The sequence below is a fragment of the Mycolicibacterium xanthum genome (assembly GCF_019710635.1).
GTDB classification, from domain to species: Bacteria; Actinomycetota; Actinomycetes; order Mycobacteriales; family Mycobacteriaceae; genus Mycobacterium; species Mycobacterium xanthum.
In genome coordinates, this window is sequence record NZ_JAIFZS010000047.1 from 1 (window position 1) to 21,063 (window position 21,063).

The 21,063-nt window shown below is 70.1% G+C and carries 24 protein-coding genes and 1 pseudogene; 5 read left to right on the forward strand and 20 right to left on the reverse strand.

Annotation, left to right across the window (positions count from 1 at the left end; translation table 11 throughout):
- Both JDV09_RS18105 and JDV09_RS18110 read left to right on the forward strand, forming a co-directional pair.
- Window positions 1–716: pseudogene (locus JDV09_RS18105) on the forward strand (HNH endonuclease); the annotation flags it as partial.
- 69 nt (window positions 717–785) lie between these two features.
- Window positions 786–2,006 carry an FAD-dependent monooxygenase gene (locus JDV09_RS18110; protein WP_221370535.1) on the forward strand — a complete coding sequence of 407 codons (1,221 nt, stop codon included), beginning with the start codon at window positions 786–788 and terminating at the stop codon, window positions 2,004–2,006.
- Window positions 2,007–2,013: 7 nt separating this feature from the next.
- Here JDV09_RS18110 and JDV09_RS18115 read toward each other — a convergent pair whose 3' ends face one another.
- Genes JDV09_RS18115 through JDV09_RS18130 form a run of 4 tightly spaced genes read right to left on the reverse strand, consistent with a single transcriptional unit; the run spans window position 2,014 to window position 4,741 of the window.
- Window positions 2,014–2,559 (reverse strand): hypothetical protein, encoded by a 546-nt coding sequence (locus JDV09_RS18115; RefSeq protein ID WP_221370536.1) that lies wholly within the window; start codon window positions 2,557–2,559, stop codon window positions 2,014–2,016.
- Window positions 2,560–3,078 carry a transcription antitermination factor NusB gene (gene nusB, locus JDV09_RS18120; RefSeq protein ID WP_221370537.1) on the reverse strand — a complete coding sequence of 173 codons (519 nt, stop codon included), beginning with the start codon at window positions 3,076–3,078 and terminating at the stop codon, window positions 2,560–2,562.
- Window positions 3,071–3,634, reverse strand: coding sequence for an elongation factor P (gene efp / locus JDV09_RS18125; RefSeq protein ID WP_221370538.1), 564 nt, complete (start codon window positions 3,632–3,634; stop codon window positions 3,071–3,073). The genes nusB and efp overlap by 8 nt, the downstream gene beginning before the upstream one ends.
- A 21-nt stretch (window positions 3,635–3,655) precedes the next feature.
- On the reverse strand, window positions 3,656–4,741 hold the full coding sequence (locus JDV09_RS18130; RefSeq protein ID WP_221370539.1) for a M24 family metallopeptidase: 1,086 nt from the start codon (window positions 4,739–4,741) through the stop codon (window positions 3,656–3,658).
- A gap of 33 nt (window positions 4,742–4,774) precedes the next feature.
- Here JDV09_RS18130 and JDV09_RS18135 point away from each other — a divergent pair, with 33 nt between their 5' ends.
- Window positions 4,775–5,377, forward strand: a complete 603-nt coding sequence (locus tag JDV09_RS18135) for a B-4DMT family transporter (RefSeq protein ID WP_221370540.1) — start codon at window positions 4,775–4,777, stop codon at window positions 5,375–5,377.
- 21 nt (window positions 5,378–5,398) lie between these two features.
- Window positions 5,399–6,277, forward strand: coding sequence for a hypothetical protein (locus JDV09_RS18140; RefSeq protein ID WP_221370541.1), 879 nt, complete (start codon window positions 5,399–5,401; stop codon window positions 6,275–6,277).
- On the opposite strand, the gene aroB is transcribed toward JDV09_RS18140, so the two are convergent.
- From aroB to JDV09_RS18205, 14 genes are all read right to left on the reverse strand, one after another.
- Window positions 6,274–7,353 carry a 3-dehydroquinate synthase gene (gene aroB, locus JDV09_RS18145; RefSeq protein ID WP_221370542.1) on the reverse strand — a complete coding sequence of 360 codons (1,080 nt, stop codon included), beginning with the start codon at window positions 7,351–7,353 and terminating at the stop codon, window positions 6,274–6,276. The two genes, JDV09_RS18140 and aroB, sit on opposite strands and share 4 nt — an antisense overlap.
- Window positions 7,350–8,018 carry a shikimate kinase gene (locus JDV09_RS18150; protein ID WP_221370543.1) on the reverse strand — a complete coding sequence of 223 codons (669 nt, stop codon included), beginning with the start codon at window positions 8,016–8,018 and terminating at the stop codon, window positions 7,350–7,352. Before JDV09_RS18150 ends, aroB begins: the two co-directional genes overlap by 4 nt.
- Complete coding sequence (gene aroC, locus JDV09_RS18155) at window positions 8,018–9,229, reverse strand: chorismate synthase (protein ID WP_221370544.1); 1,212 nt, start codon at window positions 9,227–9,229, stop codon at window positions 8,018–8,020. The genes JDV09_RS18150 and aroC overlap by 1 nt, the downstream gene beginning before the upstream one ends.
- 24 nt (window positions 9,230–9,253) lie before the next feature.
- The gene (locus tag JDV09_RS18160; protein ID WP_308124161.1) at window positions 9,254–9,865 is read right to left on the reverse strand and encodes a TetR/AcrR family transcriptional regulator; all 612 of its coding nucleotides are present in this window, start codon (window positions 9,863–9,865) and stop codon (window positions 9,254–9,256) included.
- 14 nt (window positions 9,866–9,879) lie between these two features.
- The gene (locus tag JDV09_RS26905; protein WP_255605577.1) at window positions 9,880–10,032 is read right to left on the reverse strand and encodes a hypothetical protein; all 153 of its coding nucleotides are present in this window, start codon (window positions 10,030–10,032) and stop codon (window positions 9,880–9,882) included.
- Window positions 10,029–10,517: a DUF3237 domain-containing protein gene (locus JDV09_RS18165; RefSeq protein ID WP_221370546.1), complete on the reverse strand. Its 489-nt coding sequence runs from the start codon at window positions 10,515–10,517 to the stop codon at window positions 10,029–10,031. Before JDV09_RS18165 ends, JDV09_RS26905 begins: the two co-directional genes overlap by 4 nt.
- On the reverse strand, window positions 10,514–10,708 hold the full coding sequence (locus tag JDV09_RS18170; RefSeq protein ID WP_221370547.1) for a hypothetical protein: 195 nt from the start codon (window positions 10,706–10,708) through the stop codon (window positions 10,514–10,516). The genes JDV09_RS18165 and JDV09_RS18170 overlap by 4 nt, the downstream gene beginning before the upstream one ends.
- Window positions 10,709–10,774: 66 nt before the next feature.
- Window positions 10,775–11,203, reverse strand: a complete 429-nt coding sequence (locus JDV09_RS18175) for a prepilin peptidase (RefSeq protein ID WP_308124162.1) — start codon at window positions 11,201–11,203, stop codon at window positions 10,775–10,777.
- 44 nt (window positions 11,204–11,247) lie between these two features.
- Entirely contained in the window at window positions 11,248–12,045 is a 798-nt protein-coding gene (locus tag JDV09_RS18180; protein ID WP_221370548.1) for a shikimate dehydrogenase, read from the reverse strand.
- Window positions 12,042–13,295 carry an endolytic transglycosylase MltG gene (locus JDV09_RS18185; RefSeq protein WP_221370549.1) on the reverse strand — a complete coding sequence of 418 codons (1,254 nt, stop codon included), beginning with the start codon at window positions 13,293–13,295 and terminating at the stop codon, window positions 12,042–12,044. Before JDV09_RS18185 ends, JDV09_RS18180 begins: the two co-directional genes overlap by 4 nt.
- Window positions 13,292–13,828, reverse strand: a complete 537-nt coding sequence (ruvX, locus tag JDV09_RS18190; protein WP_221370550.1) for a Holliday junction resolvase RuvX — start codon at window positions 13,826–13,828, stop codon at window positions 13,292–13,294. Before ruvX ends, JDV09_RS18185 begins: the two co-directional genes overlap by 4 nt.
- Window positions 13,829–13,833: 5 nt before the next feature.
- Window positions 13,834–16,530, reverse strand: a complete 2,697-nt coding sequence (gene alaS, locus JDV09_RS18195) for an alanine--tRNA ligase (RefSeq protein WP_221370551.1) — start codon at window positions 16,528–16,530, stop codon at window positions 13,834–13,836.
- A 116-nt stretch (window positions 16,531–16,646) separates the two neighbouring features.
- Window positions 16,647–17,048 (reverse strand): secondary thiamine-phosphate synthase enzyme YjbQ, encoded by a 402-nt coding sequence (locus tag JDV09_RS18200; RefSeq protein WP_255605578.1) that lies wholly within the window; start codon window positions 17,046–17,048, stop codon window positions 16,647–16,649.
- A gap of 57 nt (window positions 17,049–17,105) precedes the next feature.
- Entirely contained in the window at window positions 17,106–18,248 is a 1,143-nt protein-coding gene (locus JDV09_RS18205) for a permease (protein WP_221370552.1), read from the reverse strand.
- Window positions 18,249–18,436: 188 nt separating this feature from the next.
- On the opposite strand from JDV09_RS18205, the gene JDV09_RS18210 reads away from it, so the two are divergent.
- Window positions 18,437–18,721: a GlsB/YeaQ/YmgE family stress response membrane protein gene (locus JDV09_RS18210; RefSeq protein ID WP_221370553.1), complete on the forward strand. Its 285-nt coding sequence runs from the start codon at window positions 18,437–18,439 to the stop codon at window positions 18,719–18,721.
- 69 nt (window positions 18,722–18,790) lie between these two features.
- Here JDV09_RS18210 and JDV09_RS18215 read toward each other — a convergent pair whose 3' ends face one another.
- Both JDV09_RS18215 and JDV09_RS18220 read right to left on the reverse strand, forming a co-directional pair.
- On the reverse strand, window positions 18,791–20,128 hold the full coding sequence (locus JDV09_RS18215; protein WP_308124163.1) for a replication-associated recombination protein A: 1,338 nt from the start codon (window positions 20,126–20,128) through the stop codon (window positions 18,791–18,793).
- Between the two features lie 9 nt (window positions 20,129–20,137).
- Complete coding sequence (locus JDV09_RS18220; protein WP_221370554.1) at window positions 20,138–20,977, reverse strand: DUF3097 domain-containing protein; 840 nt, start codon at window positions 20,975–20,977, stop codon at window positions 20,138–20,140.
- Window positions 20,978–21,063: the final 86 nt, after the last annotated feature.

A 21,063-nucleotide genomic window follows, 5' to 3' on the forward strand; every position in this document is an offset into this window, starting at 1 on the left:
CCGCGCTGCTGCCGGTCGCGCAGGGCGTGGCCCTCTACGCCGCGCTCAAACGCCAAGCCGACACCACCGTCGACGGGCGCTCCCGCGGCCAGGTGATGGCCGACACCCTCTACGAGCGGGTCACCGGACGGGCGGCCGATGAGCCGGTGCCGGTGGCGCTGAACCTGGTACTGGCCGACACCACCTTGTTCGGCGACGACGACGCCCCCGGCTTTCTGTCCGGGTTCGGGCCGGTCCCCGCGGCCGTGGTGCGCCAACTGACCGGCGACGCCGCGGCCGATGCCGACACCAAAGCTACCCTGCGCCGCCTCTACCGCCACCCCACCTCGGGCCAACTGGTGGCGATGGAATCCAAAGCCCGGATCTTCCCCAAAGGCCTGGCCCGGTTCATCGGGCTGCGCGATCAAAGCTGCCGCACCCCCTACTGCGACGCCCCGATCCGCCACCACGACCACGCCACCCCGGCCCGCGACGGCGGAGCGACCAGCGCCCTCAACGGCCTGGGCGACTGCGAAGCCTGCAACTACACCAAAGAAGCCCCCGGCTGGACCGTGACCACCAGCCAGCACAACGGCTGCCACACCGCCGAATACAGCACCCCCACCGGCGCGACCTACCGCTCCACCGCACCCCCACTACCCGGCCCACCACGACGACGACTCAGCCTCGCCGAAGGCCAACTCAGCGTCGACCTCGTCACCTTCGACGCCGCCTGACTTCGCCGCAGGCGAGGACACATCGCCGCAAGCCGGGACCGGCGCGCTGACACGGGCTACGTTTGCCTTGTGCAGGAAACGCAGCGCACCCCGACCGTCTTGATCAGCGGTGCCGGGATCGCGGGCCCGGCTCTCGGCTACTGGCTGAACCGCAACGGCTTTCGGGTCATCATCGTAGAAATCGCGCCGGGGATCCGGCCTGGCGGGCAGACCGTCGACCTCCGCGGATTGGGTGGCGATGTCGTCGAGCGGATGGGCCTCATCGACGAGATGCGCGCGCTGTCTTTGGACCAGCGCGGCGCGGCGTGGGTGCGATCGGACGGTAGCCGGCGCGCCGAGATGCCGGTGACGGCGTTCGGCGGTAACGGGCCGGTATCCAAGCTGGAGATCCTGCGGGGTGACCTGGTCCAGGTGCTCTACGAGGCGACCCGCGGTGATGTCGACTATCGGTTCGACACAGCCATCACGGCACTGGACGAACAGGAAGACGCCGTGGTCGCCACACTCACCGACGGAAGCAAGGTCACCGCCGACCTGGTCGTCGGGGCGGATGGTCCGCATTCGGCGGTGCGTCGGCTGGTCTTCGGCCCCGAGGAGCAGTTCGTCAAGCCGATCGGCGGCTACAACGCCTGGTTCTCCGCCCCGGACACCGTCGGGCTGGACGGCTGGTATCTGCTCTACCAGGCCCCCGGTGGGCTCAACGCCTCTATGCGTCCGTCCCACGATCCGGCGATCGCCAAGGCGGGGTTGGCGTTTCAGTCAGAACCCCTGACCTACGATCGCCGTGATCTCGACGAGCAACGACAGATTCTGGTCGAACGCTTCGCCGGCGCCGGCTGGCACTGCGATGCGCTGCTGGCGGCCGCGCAAGAAGCGGATGACTTCTACTTCGACGCGTTCGCCCAGGTCCATATGCCGTCGTGGTCGGCGGGCCGCGTCGCGCTCGTCGGCGACGCAGGCTACTGCGCCTCCCCGCTGTCCGGGATGGGAACGAGCCTGGCCCTGGTCGGCACCTACGTGCTCGCCGGTGAACTCGGACCTGCAGACGAACTGAACACCGGCGGCCTGCGCGCCGCGCTGGCCCGGTATGAGACGGTCATGCGGCCGTTTGTGGACAACTGCCAGGACCTGCCCAACTCGATCGACCGGTTCGCCCCGAAGACGGAGTCCGACATCGCGATCAACGCGGCGGTGATGAAGTGGATGCAGCGCTGGCCGTTCCGCCCGATCGCCGAGCGGCTGTGGTTCCGGATCGCCGATTCCATCGCGCTGCCCGACTATCCCGCGTGAGGCCAGGCTACATCGCCTGCGACAACACCCGGCCGAACTGCAGCAGCCGCTGCATCTGCGCCAGCCCGCCGTTGTCGACCGACTTCACGAAGCGGAACGACTCGCAGTAGATGTCGGTCTCGGTGGCCGATTTCTGCCGTGAGCGGGTGACCAGCTGGGTGTACATCCGCAGCTTCACCTCCGACAGCCGCCTGGTGCCGTCGCCGAGCACCTCGTACTCGGTGGACAACACCTGGTCGGTGATCGTGGACAGCAGGATCGAACGCACGGAGGCCATCAGGACCCGATGCGGCTCGCCGCCGTCGGCGGGGCTGGACATGTAGTCGTCGGCGCGCCACATCACCAACCGGTGCCCGTCGGTGACCAGCACCTCCTGCCACAGCGCCTCACCCCAGGACTCCTCGGTGAAACCGCGCGACATCACGAACGACCGGATCGCCGAGAAGTCGACGACCGATCGCAGCTGATCCAGCGCCAGATCGGGGTCGCGGAGGTAGACCCTCGCTGCTTCGTGAACGCTCGAGTACGGCGCCCAGTCCTGCGGCGCGCCCATCTAGCTCCCGACGCCGCCTTCGGTGCCGCCCTGCACGGCGGCCGCGGCCGCTCTGATCTGGGGTGTCACCAGCATGACTTGGCCGAGCACCCCGTTGACGAAGCCCGGGGAGTCATCGGTGGACAGCTGCTTGGCCAGTTCCACGGCCTCGTCGACGGCCACTGGTTCGGGCACGTCCTCGGCGTGCAGCAACTCCCACACCGCCACCCGCAGGATGGCCCGGTCCACCGCAGGCAGCCGGTCCAGCGTCCAGCCCTGCAGGTGTGCCGAGATCAGGTCGTCGATGTGGGCGGCGTGGTCGGTCACCCCGCGCGCCACCGTCACCGTGTACGGATTCAGCGGCGCGATGTCGTCGGCCTGCCGGTCCGCCAGCGAGGTGCGCGCATCGGCCACCTCCGCGGCGGTGATGCCGCGCGCCTCGGCTTCGAACAGCAGGTCGACGGCGCGCTTGCGGGCCTGGTGCCGGCCACGGTCGGCGGGCCGACCAGTCCGGCCACGGTCACCCCTGCGATCAGGCATTGACCCTTCCCAGGTAGCTGCCGTCGCGCGTGTCCACCTTCAGCTTGTCGCCGGTGTTGATGAACAGCGGCACCTGGATCTCGGCGCCGGTTTCCATCGTCGCCGGCTTGGTCCCCGCGCTGGAGCGGTCACCTTGCAGGCCGGGCTCGGTGTGGGTGACCTCGAGCTCGACGGTGACCGGCAGCTCGAGGTACAGCGGCGAACCATCGTGGAAGGCGATCTGCACCGGCATGCTCTCCAACAGGAAGTCGGCCGCGTCGCCGACCAGCGACTCGGGCAGCGGGTGCTGCTCGAAGTCCTCGGAATCCATGAAGACGAAGTCCGAGCCGTCCCGATAGAGATACGTCGCGTCACGCCGGTCGACGGTCGCGGTCTCGACCTTCACACCGGCGTTGTAGGTCTTGTCGACGACCTTGCCGGACACCACGTTCTTGAGCTTGGTGCGCACGAACGCCGGCCCCTTGCCGGGCTTGACGTGCTGGAACTCCACGATCTGCCACAGCTGGCCGTCGATCTGCAGGACGAGCCCATTCTTGAAGTCGGCGGTCGATGCCACGGTCGGTTGTACTCCTAGCTTCTAGAGGATCACCAGGTCCTTGGGGAACCGGGTCAACAGTTCGGGGGCGTCTGGGGTGACCGCCAGCGTGTCCTCGATTCGGACGCCGCCACGGCCGGGCAGGTAGACACCGGGCTCTACGGTCACCGCGGAGCCAGCAAGCAGTGTACCGGCGGCCGCGGAGTTGATTCCCGGCGCTTCGTGGATCTGCAGGCCCACCCCGTGTCCGAGGCCGTGGCCGAAGTTCTCCTCGTAGCCGGCATCGGCGATGATCCGGCGGGACGCGGCGTCGACGTCCTTGAGCGCCACCCCGGGTGCGAGCGCCTCCCGGCCGGCCCGTTGCGCGGTGGCGACCAGGTCGTAGACGTCGCGCTGCCAGTCCGCCACCGGCGAGAGCACGAACGTGCGGGTCATGTCCGAGTGGTAACCCGCCACCAGCGCGCCGAAATCGATCTTGACGAAGTCGCCCGCGGCCAGCACCGCGTCGGTGGGACGGTGATGCGGGATCGCGGAGTTGGCGCCGGCGGCGACGATCGTCTCGAACGAGGCCCCGTCGGCGCCGTGGTCGAGCATCAGTGACTCCAACTCGTTGCGGACGTCCTTCTCGGTACGGCCCGCGCGCAGCCCACCCCGATCCACCAGGTCGTGCAGCGCCGCGTCGGCCGCCTCGCAGGCCAGTCGGAGCAGCGCGATCTCCCCGGCATCCTTGACCTCGCGCAGTCCCTCCACGATGCCGGCGGCGCGCACCAGCGCGCAGCCCTCGCCCGCCGCGCGGGTCAGCGAGGTGAACGCGTCGACGGTCACCACGTGGCTCTCGAAACCCAGTTTCCGTGCTCCACGCTCGGCAGCCAGCCCCGCCAGGTGCGGACCGCACGCCCGCTCGATGACGATCTCGGCATCCGGCGCCTGCTGCGCCGCCTGGGTGCGGTAGCGCCCGTCGGTGGCCAGCACCGGTGTGTCGTCGTCGGCGAATACCAGCAACGCGGCGTTGGAACCGGTGAATCCGGCCAGGTATCGTACGTTGACCAGGTTCGATACCAGCACGGCATCGAGATCCTCCTCGACCAACCGCTGACGCAACCGGTCGCGGCGCTGGGAAATTGTCACAGCCGATGACGGTACTCGCTAAGGTGTTGCCCCATGAGTAAGTGGTTGCTGCGCGGACTGGTGTTCGCCGCCCTGATGGTGATTCTCCGGTTGGTTCAGGGAGCGATGATCAACGCGTGGGAGACCAAGGCGGGCATGATCAGCATCATCCTGGTCTCCGGCTATGCAGTCGTGGCCCTGATCTGGGGATACGCCGACGGACGTTCCGATGCACGACGCAACCCCGACCCGGACCGCCGCGAGGATCTGGCGATGACCTGGCTGCTGGCCGGCCTGTTCGCCGGGGTGGTCGGCGGTGCGGTGGCCTGGTTCATCGGCCTGTTCTACAACAACCTCTACGTCGAGGGACTGGTCAGCGAACTCACCACGTTCGCCGCGTTCACCGCGCTGCTGGTGTTCATCTCCGCGATCATCGGCACCGCGGTCGGCCACTGGCTCGTCGACCGCAAGGCCCCCGATCAGCCGCGCCGCCGTGAAGGTGACGACGAGCCGACCACGGACGTCTTCGCGGCGGTGCGTGCCGACGGCGCCGACTACGACGTTGCGTCGGCCGGCAGCGAGGCCGGGCAGCAGACATCCCCGGTCGCGCTGGCCGAAGGCGACCAGACCGCACCGGTCGAGAAGCGCGACGACTGACCGAGGTGACCGGTCGCCGGCATGAGCCTCGACCAGTTCTGCACATCCGACGACTGGAGCCCGCTGACCTCGGCGGCATCGCACTCGCAGCTGGCCGGTGTGCTGGGCGGATTCCTGATCACCGCGATCGCGCTGCTGTTCGACCGCAACAGCCGCGAGAGCGTGCACACCCTGGCGCTGTTCGCCTCCGCGGTGCTGATCCTGATGCTGGACAGCTTTCTGTTCAGCCTGCTCACCGGCATGCAGGTGCCAGGCGACTCGGATGCCCGGGCGGTGTGCGCGATCGGCTGGACCCAGAGCGCATTGTCCACCGGGATGCTGGCCGCCGGCTCCACGGCGCTGTTCGGCGGGCTCGGTTGGATGCTGGCCGCGCACGCCGTGGGTCGCGCAGGTGACGTCGACCCCGATGACGTCAGGGCCTTCAGTTTCCTCGCCGACCTCGGCGGCTGGCTGACGTTCGCTGCGGCGATGACCGCCACGTTGATCCTGTCCGAGACCACGATCGACTACCTGCGCTTCATGTACGACGACGGACCCGACCTCTGGCTGATCATCCTGATCATGGGGTCGGCCTGCATCGCCGTCGTCATCGACTTCATCCTGGTCCAGCAGCGCACCCGCGATCTGCGCCATTCCCTGGCCAACACCGAGGAGATGACCCGGCTGGCGCTGCGGTCGATCAAGGTCGCCACGGTGGGGCTGGCGGTGCTGGCCGTGGTGTCGTCGTGGCTGGCGCTGAGCCTGGCCCGGTTCCCGCGGGAATGGATGACCGATCCCAACACCGGGATGGTGGTAGTGGTGGCGGTCCTGACGTTCGTCGTGCCGACCTTCGTCGGGATCGGGATCTGTTACTCGGTGGCCAGCACCGGACGCCCGGAGCCCGCGGGCCGACCGGCCTAGTCCCGTGCAACCTCGGCGTAGGCGGCGGCCAGCAGCGCCGGATCCGGGCCTTCCAGCCGGCCCGGCTTCCCCAGCCCGTCGAGCACGACGAAACGCAGCACGCCCGCACGGGTCTTCTTGTCGCCGAGCATCGCCTCCATCAACTGCGGCAACGCGTCGGCGTCATAGCTGACCGGCAGCCCCAGCGAGGTCAGGATCGCGCGGTGCCGAGCCGCGGTGTCATCGTCGAGGCGGCCGGCCAGCCTGCCCAACTCGGCGGCGAACACCAGCCCGACCGAGACGGCGGCGCCGTGGCGCCACTGGTAGCGCTCGCGGCGCTCGATCGCGTGGGCCAGGGTGTGCCCGTAGTTGAGGATCTCCCGCAGTTGCGATTCCTTCTCGTCGGCCGCGACCACCTCGGCCTTCACCGCCACCGCGCGGCGGATCAACTCGGGAAGCACCGCGCCGGTCGGGTCCAGGGCCAGCCGGGGATCGGCTTCGATCATGTCCAGGATCACCGGGTCGGCGATGAACCCGGCCTTCACGATCTCCGCCATCCCGGCGACGATCTCGTTGTGCGGCAGGGTTTCCAGCGTGGCGAGATCGATCAGCACCGCGGCCGGCTGGTGGAAGGCGCCGACCAGGTTCTTGCCCGCGTCGGTGTTGATGCCGGTCTTGCCGCCCACCGCGGCGTCGACCATGCCCAGCAGCGTGGTCGGCACGTGCACGATGTCGATGCCCCGCAGCCACGTCGCGGCGGCGAATCCGGCGACGTCGGTCGCCGCCCCGCCGCCCAGGCTGACGATCGCATCCTTGCGGCCGATTCCGATGCGGCCCAACACTTCCCAGATGAACCCGACGACCGGAAGCTCCTTGCCCGCCTCGGCGTCGGGGATCTCGATGCGGTGAGCATCGATGCCCCGCTCGGCCAGGTGGCCGCGGATCGCCTCGGCGGTCTGCGCCAGCACCGGCTGATGCAGCACGGCGACCTTGTGCCGACCCTCCAGGATGCGGCCCAGATCGCCCAGCAGTCCACGCCCGATGATCACCGGATACGGCGGATCTGTGTGGACGTCGACAACGACCGGGTCCGTCACCGGGTGTCCTTTCGTGAGCTGGAGGAGCCTGCGGCCTTCTTCGCCGCAACCGCGGCCGGGCTCGGTGGCGCCTCGGTGGATGGGGGCGCGGTCAGCGACCACGGGGCGCGGCGCCACGGCGGGCGCCGGCGCCGACGGTCCGAGCGCCCCGCGTCCTGGTTCTCCAGACGGGCCACGATGTGCCGCACCACCGCGCCCGGGTTGCGGTGGTTGGTGTTCACCCGCATCGTCGAAACCTGCCGGTATAGCGGAACCCGTTGCGCGGTGAGAGTTTTGAACTTCTCGCCGAGGTCGCCACCGGCCAGCAGCGGACGCACCGTGGCGCCCCCTGCGGTGCGGCGGGCACCCTCGGCGGCGCTGATCTCCAGGTAGATCACGGTGTGCCCGGCCAGCGCGTCGCGCACACCGGCGGTGGTCACCGCGCCACCACCCAGCGACAACACGCCGTCATGGCCGGCCAGCGCGTCGCGGACGACCTTCTCCTCGATCTGCCGGAACGCGGCCTCGCCGTCGTTGGCGAAGATGTCGGCGATCGTGCGGCCGGTGGCCTTCTCGATTGCGGCGTCGGTGTCGAGCAACTCCAGGCCCAGCGTCTTGGCCAGCCGCCGCCCGATCGTCGACTTGCCCGACCCCGGCAGGCCGATCAGGACGGCTCTGGGCGCCATCAGCCCGACACCTGCGCAACGCCCGCCGGTTCGCGCTCGCCGACCGCACGCAGATAGGTCTGGATGTTGGCGCGGGTCTCGGCCAGCGAGTCGCCACCGAACTTCTCCAGCGCCGCACGCGCCAGCACCAGCGCGACCATGGTCTCGACCACGACGCCTGCTGCGGGCACCGCGCACACGTCCGAGCGCTGATGGATCGCGACGGCCTCCTCGCCGGTCGCCATGTCCACCGTCGCCAGCGCACGCGGCACGGTCGAGATCGGCTTCATCGCCGCGCGCACCCGCACGGGCAGGCCGTTGGTCATCCCGCCTTCCAGACCACCGGCGCGGTTGGTGGATCGCAGCACACCGTCGGGGCCCGGATACATCTCGTCATGGGCGACGCTGCCCCGGCGGCGAGCGGTCTCGAACCCGTCCCCGATCTCCACGCCCTTGATCGCCTGAATGCCCATGACGGCGCCGGCCAACTGGCTGTCCAGCCGGTTGTCCCCGCTGGTGAAGGAGCCCAGCCCGACCGGCAGGCCGTGGACCACCGCCTCGACCACGCCGCCGAGGGTGTCGCCGTCACGTTTGGCGGCCTCGATCTCGGCGATCATCGACGCCTCGGCCGCCGCGTCGAACGCCCGCACCGGGCTGGCGTCGATCGCGTCCAGGTCGGCGGCCTGCGGCGGTGGCCCCGAATACGGGTCCGACGCACCGATGGAGATGACGTGCGAGACGATCTCGACGCCGAGGGCCTCCCGCAGGAAGGCGCGGGCGACGGTGCCGGCGGCGACGCGGGCCGCGGTCTCGCGGGCGCTGGCCCGTTCGAGCACCGGTCGGGCGTCGTCGAAGCCGTACTTGAGCATGCCGGCGTAGTCGGCGTGACCCGGCCGCGGCCGGGTCAGTGGGGCGTTACGGGCGGCGCTGTCGGCCAGCACGGCCGGGTCGACCGGGTCCGGGGCCATCACGGTCTCCCACTTGGGCCACTCGGTGTTGCCGATCTCGATCGCGATCGGGCCGCCCAGCGTGACACCGTGCCGCACCCCGGTGAGCACCGTGACCTGGTCCTGCTCGAACTTCATCCGGGCGCCGCGGCCATAGCCCAGCCGGCGGCGGGCCAGCTGTGCGGCGATCTCGTCGGAGGTCACGTGAACGCCGGCGACCATGCCCTCGACCATGGCCACCAACGCACGGCCATGGGATTCGCCTGCAGTCGTCCATCGCAACACGTGTCCCATTTTCGCACGGCGACCTCACGGGCCTGCGCACACCGCCACGCCGTCGAGGATGCGTTCGATCTCGGCGACGGCGTCGCGATGTGCCGCGGATCGGTCGTCGGCACGCGCGACCGTCATCGCCGTCTCGCACAGCGCGCCGAACAGGAAGTGCGCCAGCGGGTTGGCGGGACGTGCCGGGATGCTGCCGGCGTCGACCGCGCGGGTGATGGCGACCTCCATCATGTCCAGCAGCGGAGCCTCGAGGCGCCGGGTGTCCTGCCAGCCCAGCGCGGTCAGCGCGTCGAGCAGCACGATGCGCTGCACGTCCGGGGCGAGGCATGCTTCCAGGAATGCCCGGCAGGCCGCCCGAAACGCCCGCCAGGGATCTTCGTGGCCGCGGTAGGCGGCGACCAACCGCTCGGTGAGGTGGTCGATCTCCCGGGTCAGGACCGCCTCGAAGAGTTGCCGCTTCCCGTCGAAGTGGTGATAGACCGCCCCCTTGGTGACCTGGGCGCGGGTGGCGACGGCGGCCAGTGACGTGGCGTCGTAGCCCTCGGCGGCGAACAGCTCGCGCGCGGCGGTCACCAGCGCACCGACGGTCGCTTCGGCACGTTGCGCCTGCGTGCGTCTGACCGGCCCTGCCGCCACCGGGTCGACGATAGTCAACGATCCGGCGGACCCGGCTCCAGCGCGATCGGCGGCAGTTCGCGGTCGGTGAACTGCGCGTAGTACCGGGCCTGCGGGTACATCGCCACGAACTCCGCCCATCGCTGCTCACGCTCCTCGCCCACGGGCACGTCGCGGCCGCCGGTCATGACAGGCGGTACACCCGGTAGTCGACATGGCCCGGTGAAAGCATGTTGTATCCGACCGCCACACAGTGCGACAGCCAGTCGTACCGGGGGTCGGCGGTCTCGAACACCGGCGTCGTGCGGATGTAGGTTTCGCCGAACGCCAGTGCCTGCCCGTCGGCCAGCCGCTGCATGCCGTCGGGCGGAATCTTGATCACTCCGCGGCTCTCGAAGTGGATCAACGCACCGTCGTGGGCGCGGATCGTCGCCCGCACGTCGACCCGGCCCACCCCGTCGCCACCGATCAGCAGCCAGTCGCCTCCCCCGGGCAGGATCTCGCCGCGCAGGTCCGGGCCGGACACCACGCCGCCGGTGGCGACGAAGGTCAGCCGGGTGCCCAGATGGGTGGGAACGACCTGAGCGGGACGCAGTTCGACGGCGATGTCACAGACGTGTACGACGGGCAGCGCGTCCAGCTCGGGTAGCTGACCGACGATGGACCCGCTCATCGGAGCCCGCCGGCGAGCGCCGCGTACGTCTGCAGGGACGCATCCCGTACCGCCGTCCGGCCCGCGACCGCCGCCATACCCAGGTGCGTGCAGAAGGTCGTCTGGTCGGTGTGCAGCGACGCGGTCTGATCGGGATCCCGGTTCGCCCGGGCGGCGAAACAGCGCTGCGCAAGCGCCTGGAGAGCGTCCACCTGAAGCCTCCCCATTCATACATGCCTTGGGTATGTATGAAACATACCTCAGGTATGTAAAAGCGTCTAGGTCACCGCCAGCGCCACCGCGACGGCCGAGGCCAGGCACATCGACGGTCCGTGCGGCACGATGCGCGTCCCACCCACCAGCGCCGCCAGCCCCAGCACGCCGGTCAGTGCGCCCGCCCCGAGCGCGGCCAGCGCCCACACGTCGGGCCCGAACGCGCCGGTGAGCGCACCGAGCCCGATCGCCAGCTTCACATCGCCCGCCCCCATTCCCGCCGGGACGATCAGGTGCACCGTCGCGTACAGGACGAACAACGTGCCGGCGCCGAGCACCGCGGCTCCGCCGTGGTCGGCCGACCACGCACCGGCGATGATCACCGCGGCTCCGGGCAGAGTGAGCACGTTGGGCAGCCGCCGATACCGAATGTCGAACGCGCTCAACGTGATCAGCCAGCCCAGCACCGCCGCGGACGCCCACAGTTGCCCCACGGATAAAGGCTAGGCGCCCGGGCCGCACCCCCGGCGCACCAATCTCAGCCCAGCGCCGCGCGCATCGCCTCCCGGGGTGCGGGCCGGCCGGTGAACAACTCGACCTGGGTGAAGGCCTGGTTCAGCAGCATCTGCAGGCCGCTGATCACCACACCGCCCCGGGCGGTGACGGCCGCGGCCAGCGGGGTCGGCCACGGGTCGTAGATCGCATCCAGCAGCACCGGCGTCACCGAGAGCGCGGGCGCATAGGGGGCGACCGCGTCGGCGGGCACCGTGTTGACCATCAGATCGACCTCGCCCGCCGAGTCGGCCAGGCCGGCGCCGAGGCCGCACCAGGTGGCGTCCACCCCGCACCGGCTCGCCAACTCGAGCAGCGACCCCGCCTTCTGCGCGCTGCGCGCCGCGACGGTGATCCGACGCACGCCCAGCTCCACCAACCCGACCAGCACCGCGGGCGCGGTGCCGCCGGAACCCACCACCAACGCGCGGTCGCCTACGGTGGTCCCGGCCAGCGCGCCGACCACGCCGTCGACGTCGGTGTTGTCGGCGTGCCAGCCGTCGGCCGAACGGACCAGCGTGTTGGCCGAGCCGACCAGCTCGGCGCGCGCGGTGGCGTCGTCGGCGAACCGCAGCGCGGCGAACTTGCCCGGCATCGTCACCGACACCCCGACCCACTCGGAGCCGAAACCACCGACCACCGCGGGCAGTTGCTCGCCGGTGCACTCGATGCGGTCGTAGGTCCAGTCGGTCAGCCCGAGTGCGCGGTAGGCGGCCAGATGCAGCTGCGGGGACCGCGAATGCGCGATCGGTGAGCCCAGCACCGCCGCACGCCGGGCACTCATCGCGCCGAGTCGAGGACGCCGTTGCGCTTGGCCAACTCGATGTTGGCGAGGTGCTGTTCGTACTCGCGGGTGAACAGCGTGGTGCCCTGCATGTCGACCGTGACGAAGTACAGCCAGTCCCCCGGCGCGGGCTGTTCGGCGGCGGCCAGCGCCGGCCGACCCGGTGAGCAGATCGGGGTAGCGGGCAGCCCCGGCCTGAGATAGGTGTTCCACGGCGTGTGCTGTGCCCGGTCGGCGTCGGTGGTGGCGACCTCGATCCGGTCGAGCGGATAGTTGACCGTCGAGTCGAACTCCAGCGTGCGATTCTCGGCGAGCCGGTTGTAGATCACCCGCGCCACCTTTGCGAAGTCCTGCGGGGTGGACTCCCGTTGCACCAGCGATGCCACCGTCAGGACCTGGTAGGGCGTCATGTTCATCGCGGTCGCGGTGTCGAGCAGACCGCTCTGCCGGTAGGTGTCCGCACTGGCCGAGATCAGCGTGGACAGGATCGCCTGCGGCTGCGCCGACGGGTCGATGTTCCAGGTGCCCGGGGCGATCAGTCCCTCCAGCCGCCGATGGTCGGAACCCATCGCGCGGACCGGGTCGACGGCCCACGACGGCACGTCGAGCGCCGCCGGCGGCAGGGCCCCCGCCGCATTGCGTAGATCGGTGACGGGCACACAGTGCTGTTCGCCGTCGAGGTCCACGCAGGAGGCGTTGCTGATCAGCGTCAGGATGCCGTCGGTGACCGCGTTGGTCTTGACGTCGCGGACGTCGTCGAGCTGGCGGCCCTCCGGGATGACCAACTTGCCGACGCGGTTGGCCGGGTCGACGAGCCGCTCGACCGCTGCGGCCGCGGGGATCTCGGTGCGCACCTTGTAGAACCCGGGCTGGATGGCCGAGATGGCGTCGTTGCCGTTTGCGGCGTCTACGAACGCCTTGACGGTCGCGACCACGTCGTGGTCGCGCAGCGTCTGCCCGATTGCGGTCGTCGAGTCGCCGTCGTGGACCTGGATCACCACATCATGGAGTCCGTCGCCGGCGTAGTCGTCACCGGCGCCGCCGAAGAACGAATGCCACAGCCGCGAACCGAGGAACACCGCGCCGACCACAACCACGATCAGCACCGACAGCGCCACCATCGCGGCGACCCGGCGTCTGCGCCGGTAGCGCGCTTCCCGGGCGCGCTCCCTGCGGGTCATCCGGTGCCGCGGCGGCCCCACCGCCAGCGGTTCGGCACGTTCGGTCGAACTGCGCCAATCCTCAGTCATTCGCGACCATTCCCGACCTCTCCGTGCGCGGGCAGCGCCGCGCGCCGCTGGTCCAGCCAGTTCTGCAGAATCCCGACCGCGGCGACCTGATCGATCACCGATCGCTGCCCGCGGGCCCGCACACCCGCCTCGCGCAGCGAGCGCTGCGCGGTCAGCGTGGTGAAACGCTCATCGGCCATCCGCACCGGCACCGGTTCGATCCGGTCGGCGAGCAGGTCGGCGATCTCGATGGCGTCCTGCGCCGAGGAGCCCGCCCGGTCGGCCAGGGTTCGGGGTAGACCGACGACGACCTCGACCACCTCGTATTCGTCGATCAGCGCGATGAGCCGGCGCAGGTGCTTACCGGACACCGAGCGGCGGTCCCGGGCGACGGTCTCCACCGGGGTGGCCAACATTGCATCGGGGTCGCTGACCGCGACCCCGATGCGGACACTGCCGACGTCGATACCGAGGCGTCGCCCGCGTCCGGGATCCGGGAAGTTCGGGTCCCCCGGCCGGTCCGGCGTGCGGTCACGGCTGTTCGTCGCGGCCACTCCTGCTAGCCCCGGCCTATCTCCGTGCGAATCGCCGCCAGCGCGGCGTCGATACCCGCCGCCCCCTTGCCGGACCCCTGGGCCAGATCCGCCTTGCCGCCACCGCGGCCGTTCACCGCCGCGCCGAGCGGCTTGACCAACTCGTCGGCGCGCAGGCCGAGGTCCTGCGCCGCGGGGTTGACCGCCACCACGTAGGGCACCGCATCGTCATCACCTTCGGCGATCAGCGCGACCACGGCCGGGTCACTGCCCAGCTTGCCGCGGATGTCGCCGACCAGCGAGCGCAGATCCCCCGCCGACATCCCGCCGGCCATCCGCTGCACCACCACCCGGACCTTACCGATCTCCTCGGCGCCGGCGGCTGCATTCGCCGCCGCGGCCCGCGCGTTGGCCAGCCGCAGCCGATCCAGCTCCTTCTCCGCGGCCTTCAGCCGCTCGACCAGCGTGGCCACCCGGGCGGGCACCTCGTCGGAGGGCACCTTCAGCGACGACGCCAGCCCCGCCATCAGCGCGCGCTCCCTGGCCAGGTGGCGGAACGAGTCCAGCCCGACGTAGGCCTCCACCCGGCGGACCCCCGAGCCGACGGAGGATTCCCCGAGGATGGTCACCGGACCGATCTGCGCGGAGTTGCGCACGTGGGTGCCGCCGCAGAGTTCCAGCGAGAACGGCCCGCCGATCTCGACCACCCGCACCTCGTCCGGGTAGGCCTCGCCGAACAGCGCCATCGCGCCCATCGACTTGGCCTGCTCCAGTTCGGTGGTGAAGCTGTGCACCTCGTAGTCGGCCTCGACCGCCTGGTTGGTGACCTCCTCGATCTGCGAGCGCTGGTCCTCCGACAGCGCCCCCTGCCAGTTGAAGTCGAAGCGCAGATAGCCGGGGCGGTTCAGCGAGCCGGCCTGAACGGCGTTGGGCCCCAGCACCTGTCGCAGGGCGGCGTGCACCATGTGGGTGCCCGAGTGGCCCTGGGTGGCGCCGTGACGCCAACGCGGATCGACGGCGGCGACGATCGAATCACCCTCGACGAACTCACCGGACTCCACGTTGACCCGGTGGGCCCACAGCGTCTTGGCGATCTTCTGCACGTCGGTGACCGCCGCCTTCGACGTCGCCGACCCGCCGGTGCCCGAGATGGTGCCCTCGTCGGCGATCTGACCGCCCGATTCGGCGTAGAACGGGCTGCGGTCGAGGATCAGCTCCACCCGCTCGGCAACGCCGTCGCGGCCCGCGTGGGCCACCACCGGGACCCGCTTACCGTCCACGAAGATTCCGAGAATCCTCGCCTCGGTGGTCAATTCGTCGAACCCGGTGAACTCGGTCGGGCCGGCGTCGACCAGTTCCCGGTAGGCCGACAGGTCGGTGTGGGCCTGCTTGCGCGCGGCGGCGTCGGCCTTGGCGCGGGCCCGCTGTTCGGCCATCAGGCCGCGGAAGCCCTCTTCGTCGACGCTGAGGTCGGCCTCGGCGGCCATCTCCAGCGTCAGCTCGATCGGGAAGCCGTAGGTGTCGTGCAGCGTGAACGCGTCGCGGCCCGAGAGCTTGTCGGAGCCCGACGCCTTGGTGCTCCGGGCGGCGTCCTCGAACAGCCGCGAACCCGAGGCCAGGGTGCGGTTGAACGCGGTCTCCTCGGCCACGGCGATGCGCTGGATGCGCTCGAAATCGCTGACCAGCTCGGGGTAGGACGGACCCATCGCGTCGCGCACGGTGGCCATCAGGTCGGCCATGATCGGCTGTTCGACACCCAGCAGTTTGGCCGCCCGGATGATGCGGCGCAGCAGCCGGCGCAGCACGTAGCCCCGGCCCTCGTTACCGGGGCTGACCCCGTCGGCGATGATGATCGCCGACGTGCGGCTGTGATCGGCGATGATCCGGTAGCGCACGTCGTCATCGTGGTTGCCCCGCGCGTACCCGCGGGGGGCGATACCCGCGATCAGGTCGATGGCCGGCCGCAACAGGTCTGTCTCGTAGACGTTGTCGACACCCTGCAGCAGACAGGCCACCCGCTCCACACCCATGCCGGTGTCGATGTTCTGCCGCGGCAGCGGACCGAGGATCTCGAAGTCGGTCTTCGAGGTGCCCTCTCCCCGCTCGTTCTGCATGAACACCAGATTCCAGATCTCGATGTAGCGGTCCTCGTTGGCTTCGGGGCCGCCCTTTACGCCGTAGTCGGGGCCACGATCGAAGTAGATCTCCGAGGACGGGCCGCACGGGCCGGGGATGCCCATCGACCAGTAGTTGTCGGCCATGCCGCGGCGCTGGATCCGCTCGGCGGGCAGGCCGGCGATGTCCTGCCACATCTGGGCGGCCTCGTCGTCGTCCAGATAAACCGTCGCCCAGAGTTTTTCCGGGTCGAACCCGTAGCCCCCCTGATCAACCGGATTGGTCAGCAGCGTCCACGCCAACTCGATGGCGCCGGCCTTGAAGTAGTCGCCGAACGAGAAGTTGCCGGCCATCTGGAAGAACGTGTTGTGCCGGGTGGTGATGCCGACCTCGTCGATGTCGGGCGTCCGGATGCATTTCTGGATGCTGGTGGCCCGGTTCCACGGCGGCGTGCGCTGCCCCAGGAAGTACGGGACGAACTGCACCATGCCGGCGTTGACGAACAGCAGGTTGGGGTCGTCGAGGATCACCGAAGCGCTGGGCACCTCGGCGTGGCCCGCGGTCACGAAATGATCAAGGAACCGCTTCCTGATCTCGTGTGTCTGCACGTCCTGCTGTCCTCAGTTCTACTCAGTGGATCGGGGCCGGTGGTCCGGTCGTCACCTGCGAATACTCGACCGCCCCACAGTACCGGTCCCGCCACCCGGAGCCGATGTCGGCATTCTCAGCCCGGCACGAAGCTCAACCTGACCGACCGTCGGGGGTTGTCCCTGTTCAGGTCGACCAACACGATGCTCTGCCAGGTTCCCAGCAGCGGCCGGCCGTCGCATACCGGCACCGTCACCGACGGTGACACCAGGCCGGGAAGCACGTGGTCGGCGCCGTGCCCGGGCGAGCCGTGCGCATGCCGGTACCGGCCGTCGCGGGGCAGCAGCCGCTCCAGCGTGTCGACCAGGTCGTCGTCGGATCCAGCGCCGGTCTCGATGATGGCCACCCCCGCGGTGGCGTGCGGGACGAAGACGTTGCACAGGCCGTCGGGCTGGGACCCGCAGAACTCCTCGACCGCCGAGGTCAGGTCGACGATCCGGCGGCGGGAGGTGTCGACGTCGAGCACTTCGGTGATCATCCGTCCGAGCCTACGAGCCAGGCCATCCGCAGCAGGGACGGCCGTGACCGTTGCGGGTCACTGCCGCTGGGGAACCCCTCCCATCATGCTGAGCATCTTGACACCCCCGGTGCGGACGAAGCGCCAGATCAGCGCGGCGGACAGCGCCAGCGCCGCGAGGTTGAGCCACGTGGTGTAGTTCCAGCTGATGCCCTCGTCGGGCAGACGTGCCGAGGATGGGTCCGGCGCGAGGCCGGTCAGCCCGAACAGCAGCTCTACCAGATAGCCGGCCGCGACCGTCGCGAGGTAGAAGGCCGCCACGATGCGCAGCGTCATCGCCCAGCCGTAGTACTTCCGGTAGATGTTCAGGATCGGCAGGATCAGCAGGTCGGCGAAGATGAACGCGATCACGCCGCCGAAGCTGATGCCGCCGGTCCACAACACCACCGCGAGCGGGACGTTGCCGACCGAGCAGACAAAGCTCAGCACCGCGACGACCGGCCCGATGATCGGACCCCAGATCGCCGACAGCACAGGACTGTCCGCGAAGAAGAGCCCCCGCCAGAACCAGTCGGGCACCCAGGCGCCGACGGCGCCGGCGACGAGCAGCCCGACGGCCAGATCCCGCCAGATCGCCGCCCACTCCATCACATACACGTGCGAGACCGACGTCGCGCCGTCCGCGGAGAACAGTCGCCGGAAGAAACCTCCGTCGCCGGACACGGACATGTCCATGGCGGCGTGCCCTTCCATCGAGCCCGCCAGGCCCTTGCGCGCCTGCCGGTAGGCCTGATCGATGATGCGTTGGCGCAGCATGATCCGGAACAGCACGGCGACGCCGATGATGATGAGCGGGCCGCCGATGAACTCCGCCAGGGTGAACTGCCACCCCATCAGCAGGGCCAGGATCACCCCGAGCTCGATGACCAGATTGGTCGAGGCGATCTCGAAGGCCATGGCCGCGGTGAAGTTCGCACCCTTGGTGAACAGCGAGCGCGCCAGCGCGACAGCCGCGTACGAGCACGACGAGGAGGCCATGCCGAGCCCGGTGGCCGCGGCCAGCGTGCGGGGCCTGTCGTCGCCGAGCATGTCCGCGATCGTGTCGCGGCGCACCACCGCCTGGATCACCGAGGAAAGCGCGAAACCGAACACCAGGGCCCACAGGATCGACCACGCCATCGAACCCGTCAGCTTCAGTGCGTCGAGCAGCGATCCGATCATGGCACGCTCCCGCGGCCGATCCCCAGTGTGCCGGACGTTCTTTTCTGAGGCATGGCCACCGTGTTCCCGTCAGCAGCAACGGCAAACGCCTGTCCGCCCGGCCGCACACCGCCATTGACGCGTGCGTTTATCGCCGGAAGGCCGGGGGTATCTCTGCGGCAGCCAACACCCCCACACCGGAGGACAACATGACCATCACCGGCATCATCAGCGCCATCCTCATCGGTATCGTCGTCGGCATCCTCGGCCGGCTCGCACTGCCCGGAAAGCAGCCGATCGGGATGCTGCTGACCATCGCGGTCGGCATCGTGTCGGCCTTCATCGGCACCGCGATCGCCCGCGCGGTCGGTATCCCGACCACCACGTCCGGCGTGGACTGGCTCGAACTGCTCGTCCAGGTCGTCGTCGCGGCGGCCGGTGTCGGCCTGGTGGCCGCGATCATGGCTCGCCGCCACACGGGGGTCAAGCGGTAAACGCAGGCACCTCACGCATGATCCCGGCTGGGCCCCCGACCAGCCGGGATCACCGTTTAAGGAACCGGTTCAGCGCCTGCGGCGGATGATCGCGCGCAGCTTGTCCACCCGGGTGGCGATCTCCCGCTCGGCGCCGTGGCCGGTCGGGCGGTAGTAGTCGACACCGACCAGCTCGTCGGGCGGGTACTGCTGCGGGACGACGCCGTCGGGATCGTCATGGGCGTACCGGTAGCCGACGGCGTTGCCGAGCTTGGCCGCGCCCGAGTAGTGCCCGTCGCGCAGGTGGGCGGGCACCAGACCGGCCTTGCCCGCACGGATGTCGGCCATCGCCGCCGACAGTGCCGTGGTGACCGCGTTGGATTTCGGCGCGGTGGCCAGGTGCACGGTGGCATGCGCGAGCGTGAGCTGGGCCTCCGGCATGCCGATCAGCTGTACGGTCTGGGCGGCGGCGACCGCGGTCTGCAGCGCCGACGGATCGGCCATCCCGATGTCCTCGCTGGCCAGGATCATCAACCGGCGGGCCAGGAATCGCGGATCCTCCCCCGCGACCAGCATCCGGGCCAGGTAGTGCAGGGCGGCGTCGACGTCGGAACCCCGCACCGACTTGATGAACGCGCTGATCACGTCGTAGTGCTGGTCGCCGTCACGGTCGTAGCGCACCGCGGCCTTGTCCAGCGACTGCTCGACGATCTCGACGGTGACCTCGTCAGCCGCCGCAGTCGCACTTTCACAGGCCACCTCCAGCGCGGTCAGCGCCCGCCGCGCATCACCCGCCGACAGCTGGACCAGCAGCTCCAGGGCCTCCTCGCCGACCCGCACCCGCCCGCCCAGCCCGCGCTCGTCCTCGACGGCACGGCGCAGCACGACGGCGACTTCCTCGGCGGTAAGCGGCTGCAGCTGCAGGATCAGCGAGCGCGACAGCAGCGGCGCCACCACCGAGAAGGACGGGTTCTCGGTGGTCGCCGCCACCAGCAGCACCACCCGGTTCTCCACCGCCGCCAGCAGCGCATCCTGCTGGGTCTTGGAGAACCGGTGCACCTCGTCGATGAACAGCACGGTCTGCTGACCGTGGATCGACGCGCGGCGGGCCTCCTCGATGACCGCGCGTACCTCTTTGACCCCGGCCGACAACGCCGAGAGCGCCTCGAAGCGACGCCCGGTGGCCTGCGAGATCAGCGACGCCAGCGTGGTCTTGCCGGTGCCGGGCGGGCCGTAGAGGATCACCGACGCCGCGCCGGAACCCTCGACCAGCCGGCGCAACGGCGAGTTCGGCTTGAGGAGGTGGGCCTGGCCGACGACCTCGTCGAGCGTGGCCGGGCGCATGCGCACGGCCAACGGGGCCGACGGCGGCGGCGCGGGCACCGCCGCCGGGCCCGGCCCGGGCACGTCGAAGAGGCTGTCGGACACGCTCCCTGCTTACACGGGTGCGGTGACGAAGTCGATCAGCTCCTCGACGCGGCCGATCAGCTCGGGTTCCAGGTCGGTCCAGTCGCGGACCCGGCCGCGGATGCGCCGCCAGGCGGCCGCGATGTCGGCCTGGTCCCGGTCCGGCCACCCCAGCGCAGCGCAGACACCGTGCTTCCAGTCCTGGCCCCGGGGAACGCCGGGCCAGGCCTCGATGCCCAGCCGGGCCGGGTTGACCGCCTGCCAGATGTCGATGAACGGGTGGCCGACGACCAGCGTGTGCTCGCCGCCGGGACCGCGGCTCACTCGCTGGGCGATGCGCGCCTCCTTGGAGCCGGTGACCAGGTGGTCGACCAGGACGCCCAGCCGGCGACCCGGCCCCGGCCGGAAGTCGGCGACGATGGCGGCGAGATCATCGACGCCACCGAGGTACTCGACGACCACGCCCTCGATACGCAGATCCTCACCCCAAACCTGTTCGACCAGCTCGGCGTCGTGGCGGCCCTCCACGTAGATGCGGCTGGCCAACGCGACCTTCGCCCGCGCGCCGGCGACCGCGACCGAACCGGAGGCGGTGTGCATGGGCGCCGCGGGCGCGGCCTTTCGCGGCGCGGTGAGGATCACCGGCCGGCCGTCGATCAGATAGCCCGGGCCCACCGGGAACGGTTTGGTACGACCGTACCGGTCCTCCAACTCCATCCGGCCGTACTCGACACGCACCACGGCGCCGACGAATCCGGTCTGCGCGTCCTCGACCACCATGCCGATCTCGATCGGCCGCTCGACGGAGCGGGGCCGGCGGGCCCGGTGCGGGTCGTCGGCCAGGATGTCGGAGCCATAGCGATCAGCCACCGGGTGATCGTAGGGACATCCCGGTGCCGAACGTGCGCAGACTGGCCCCGGGCGGCGGCGTGTCGTCGTCTGACACGCACGCTCGC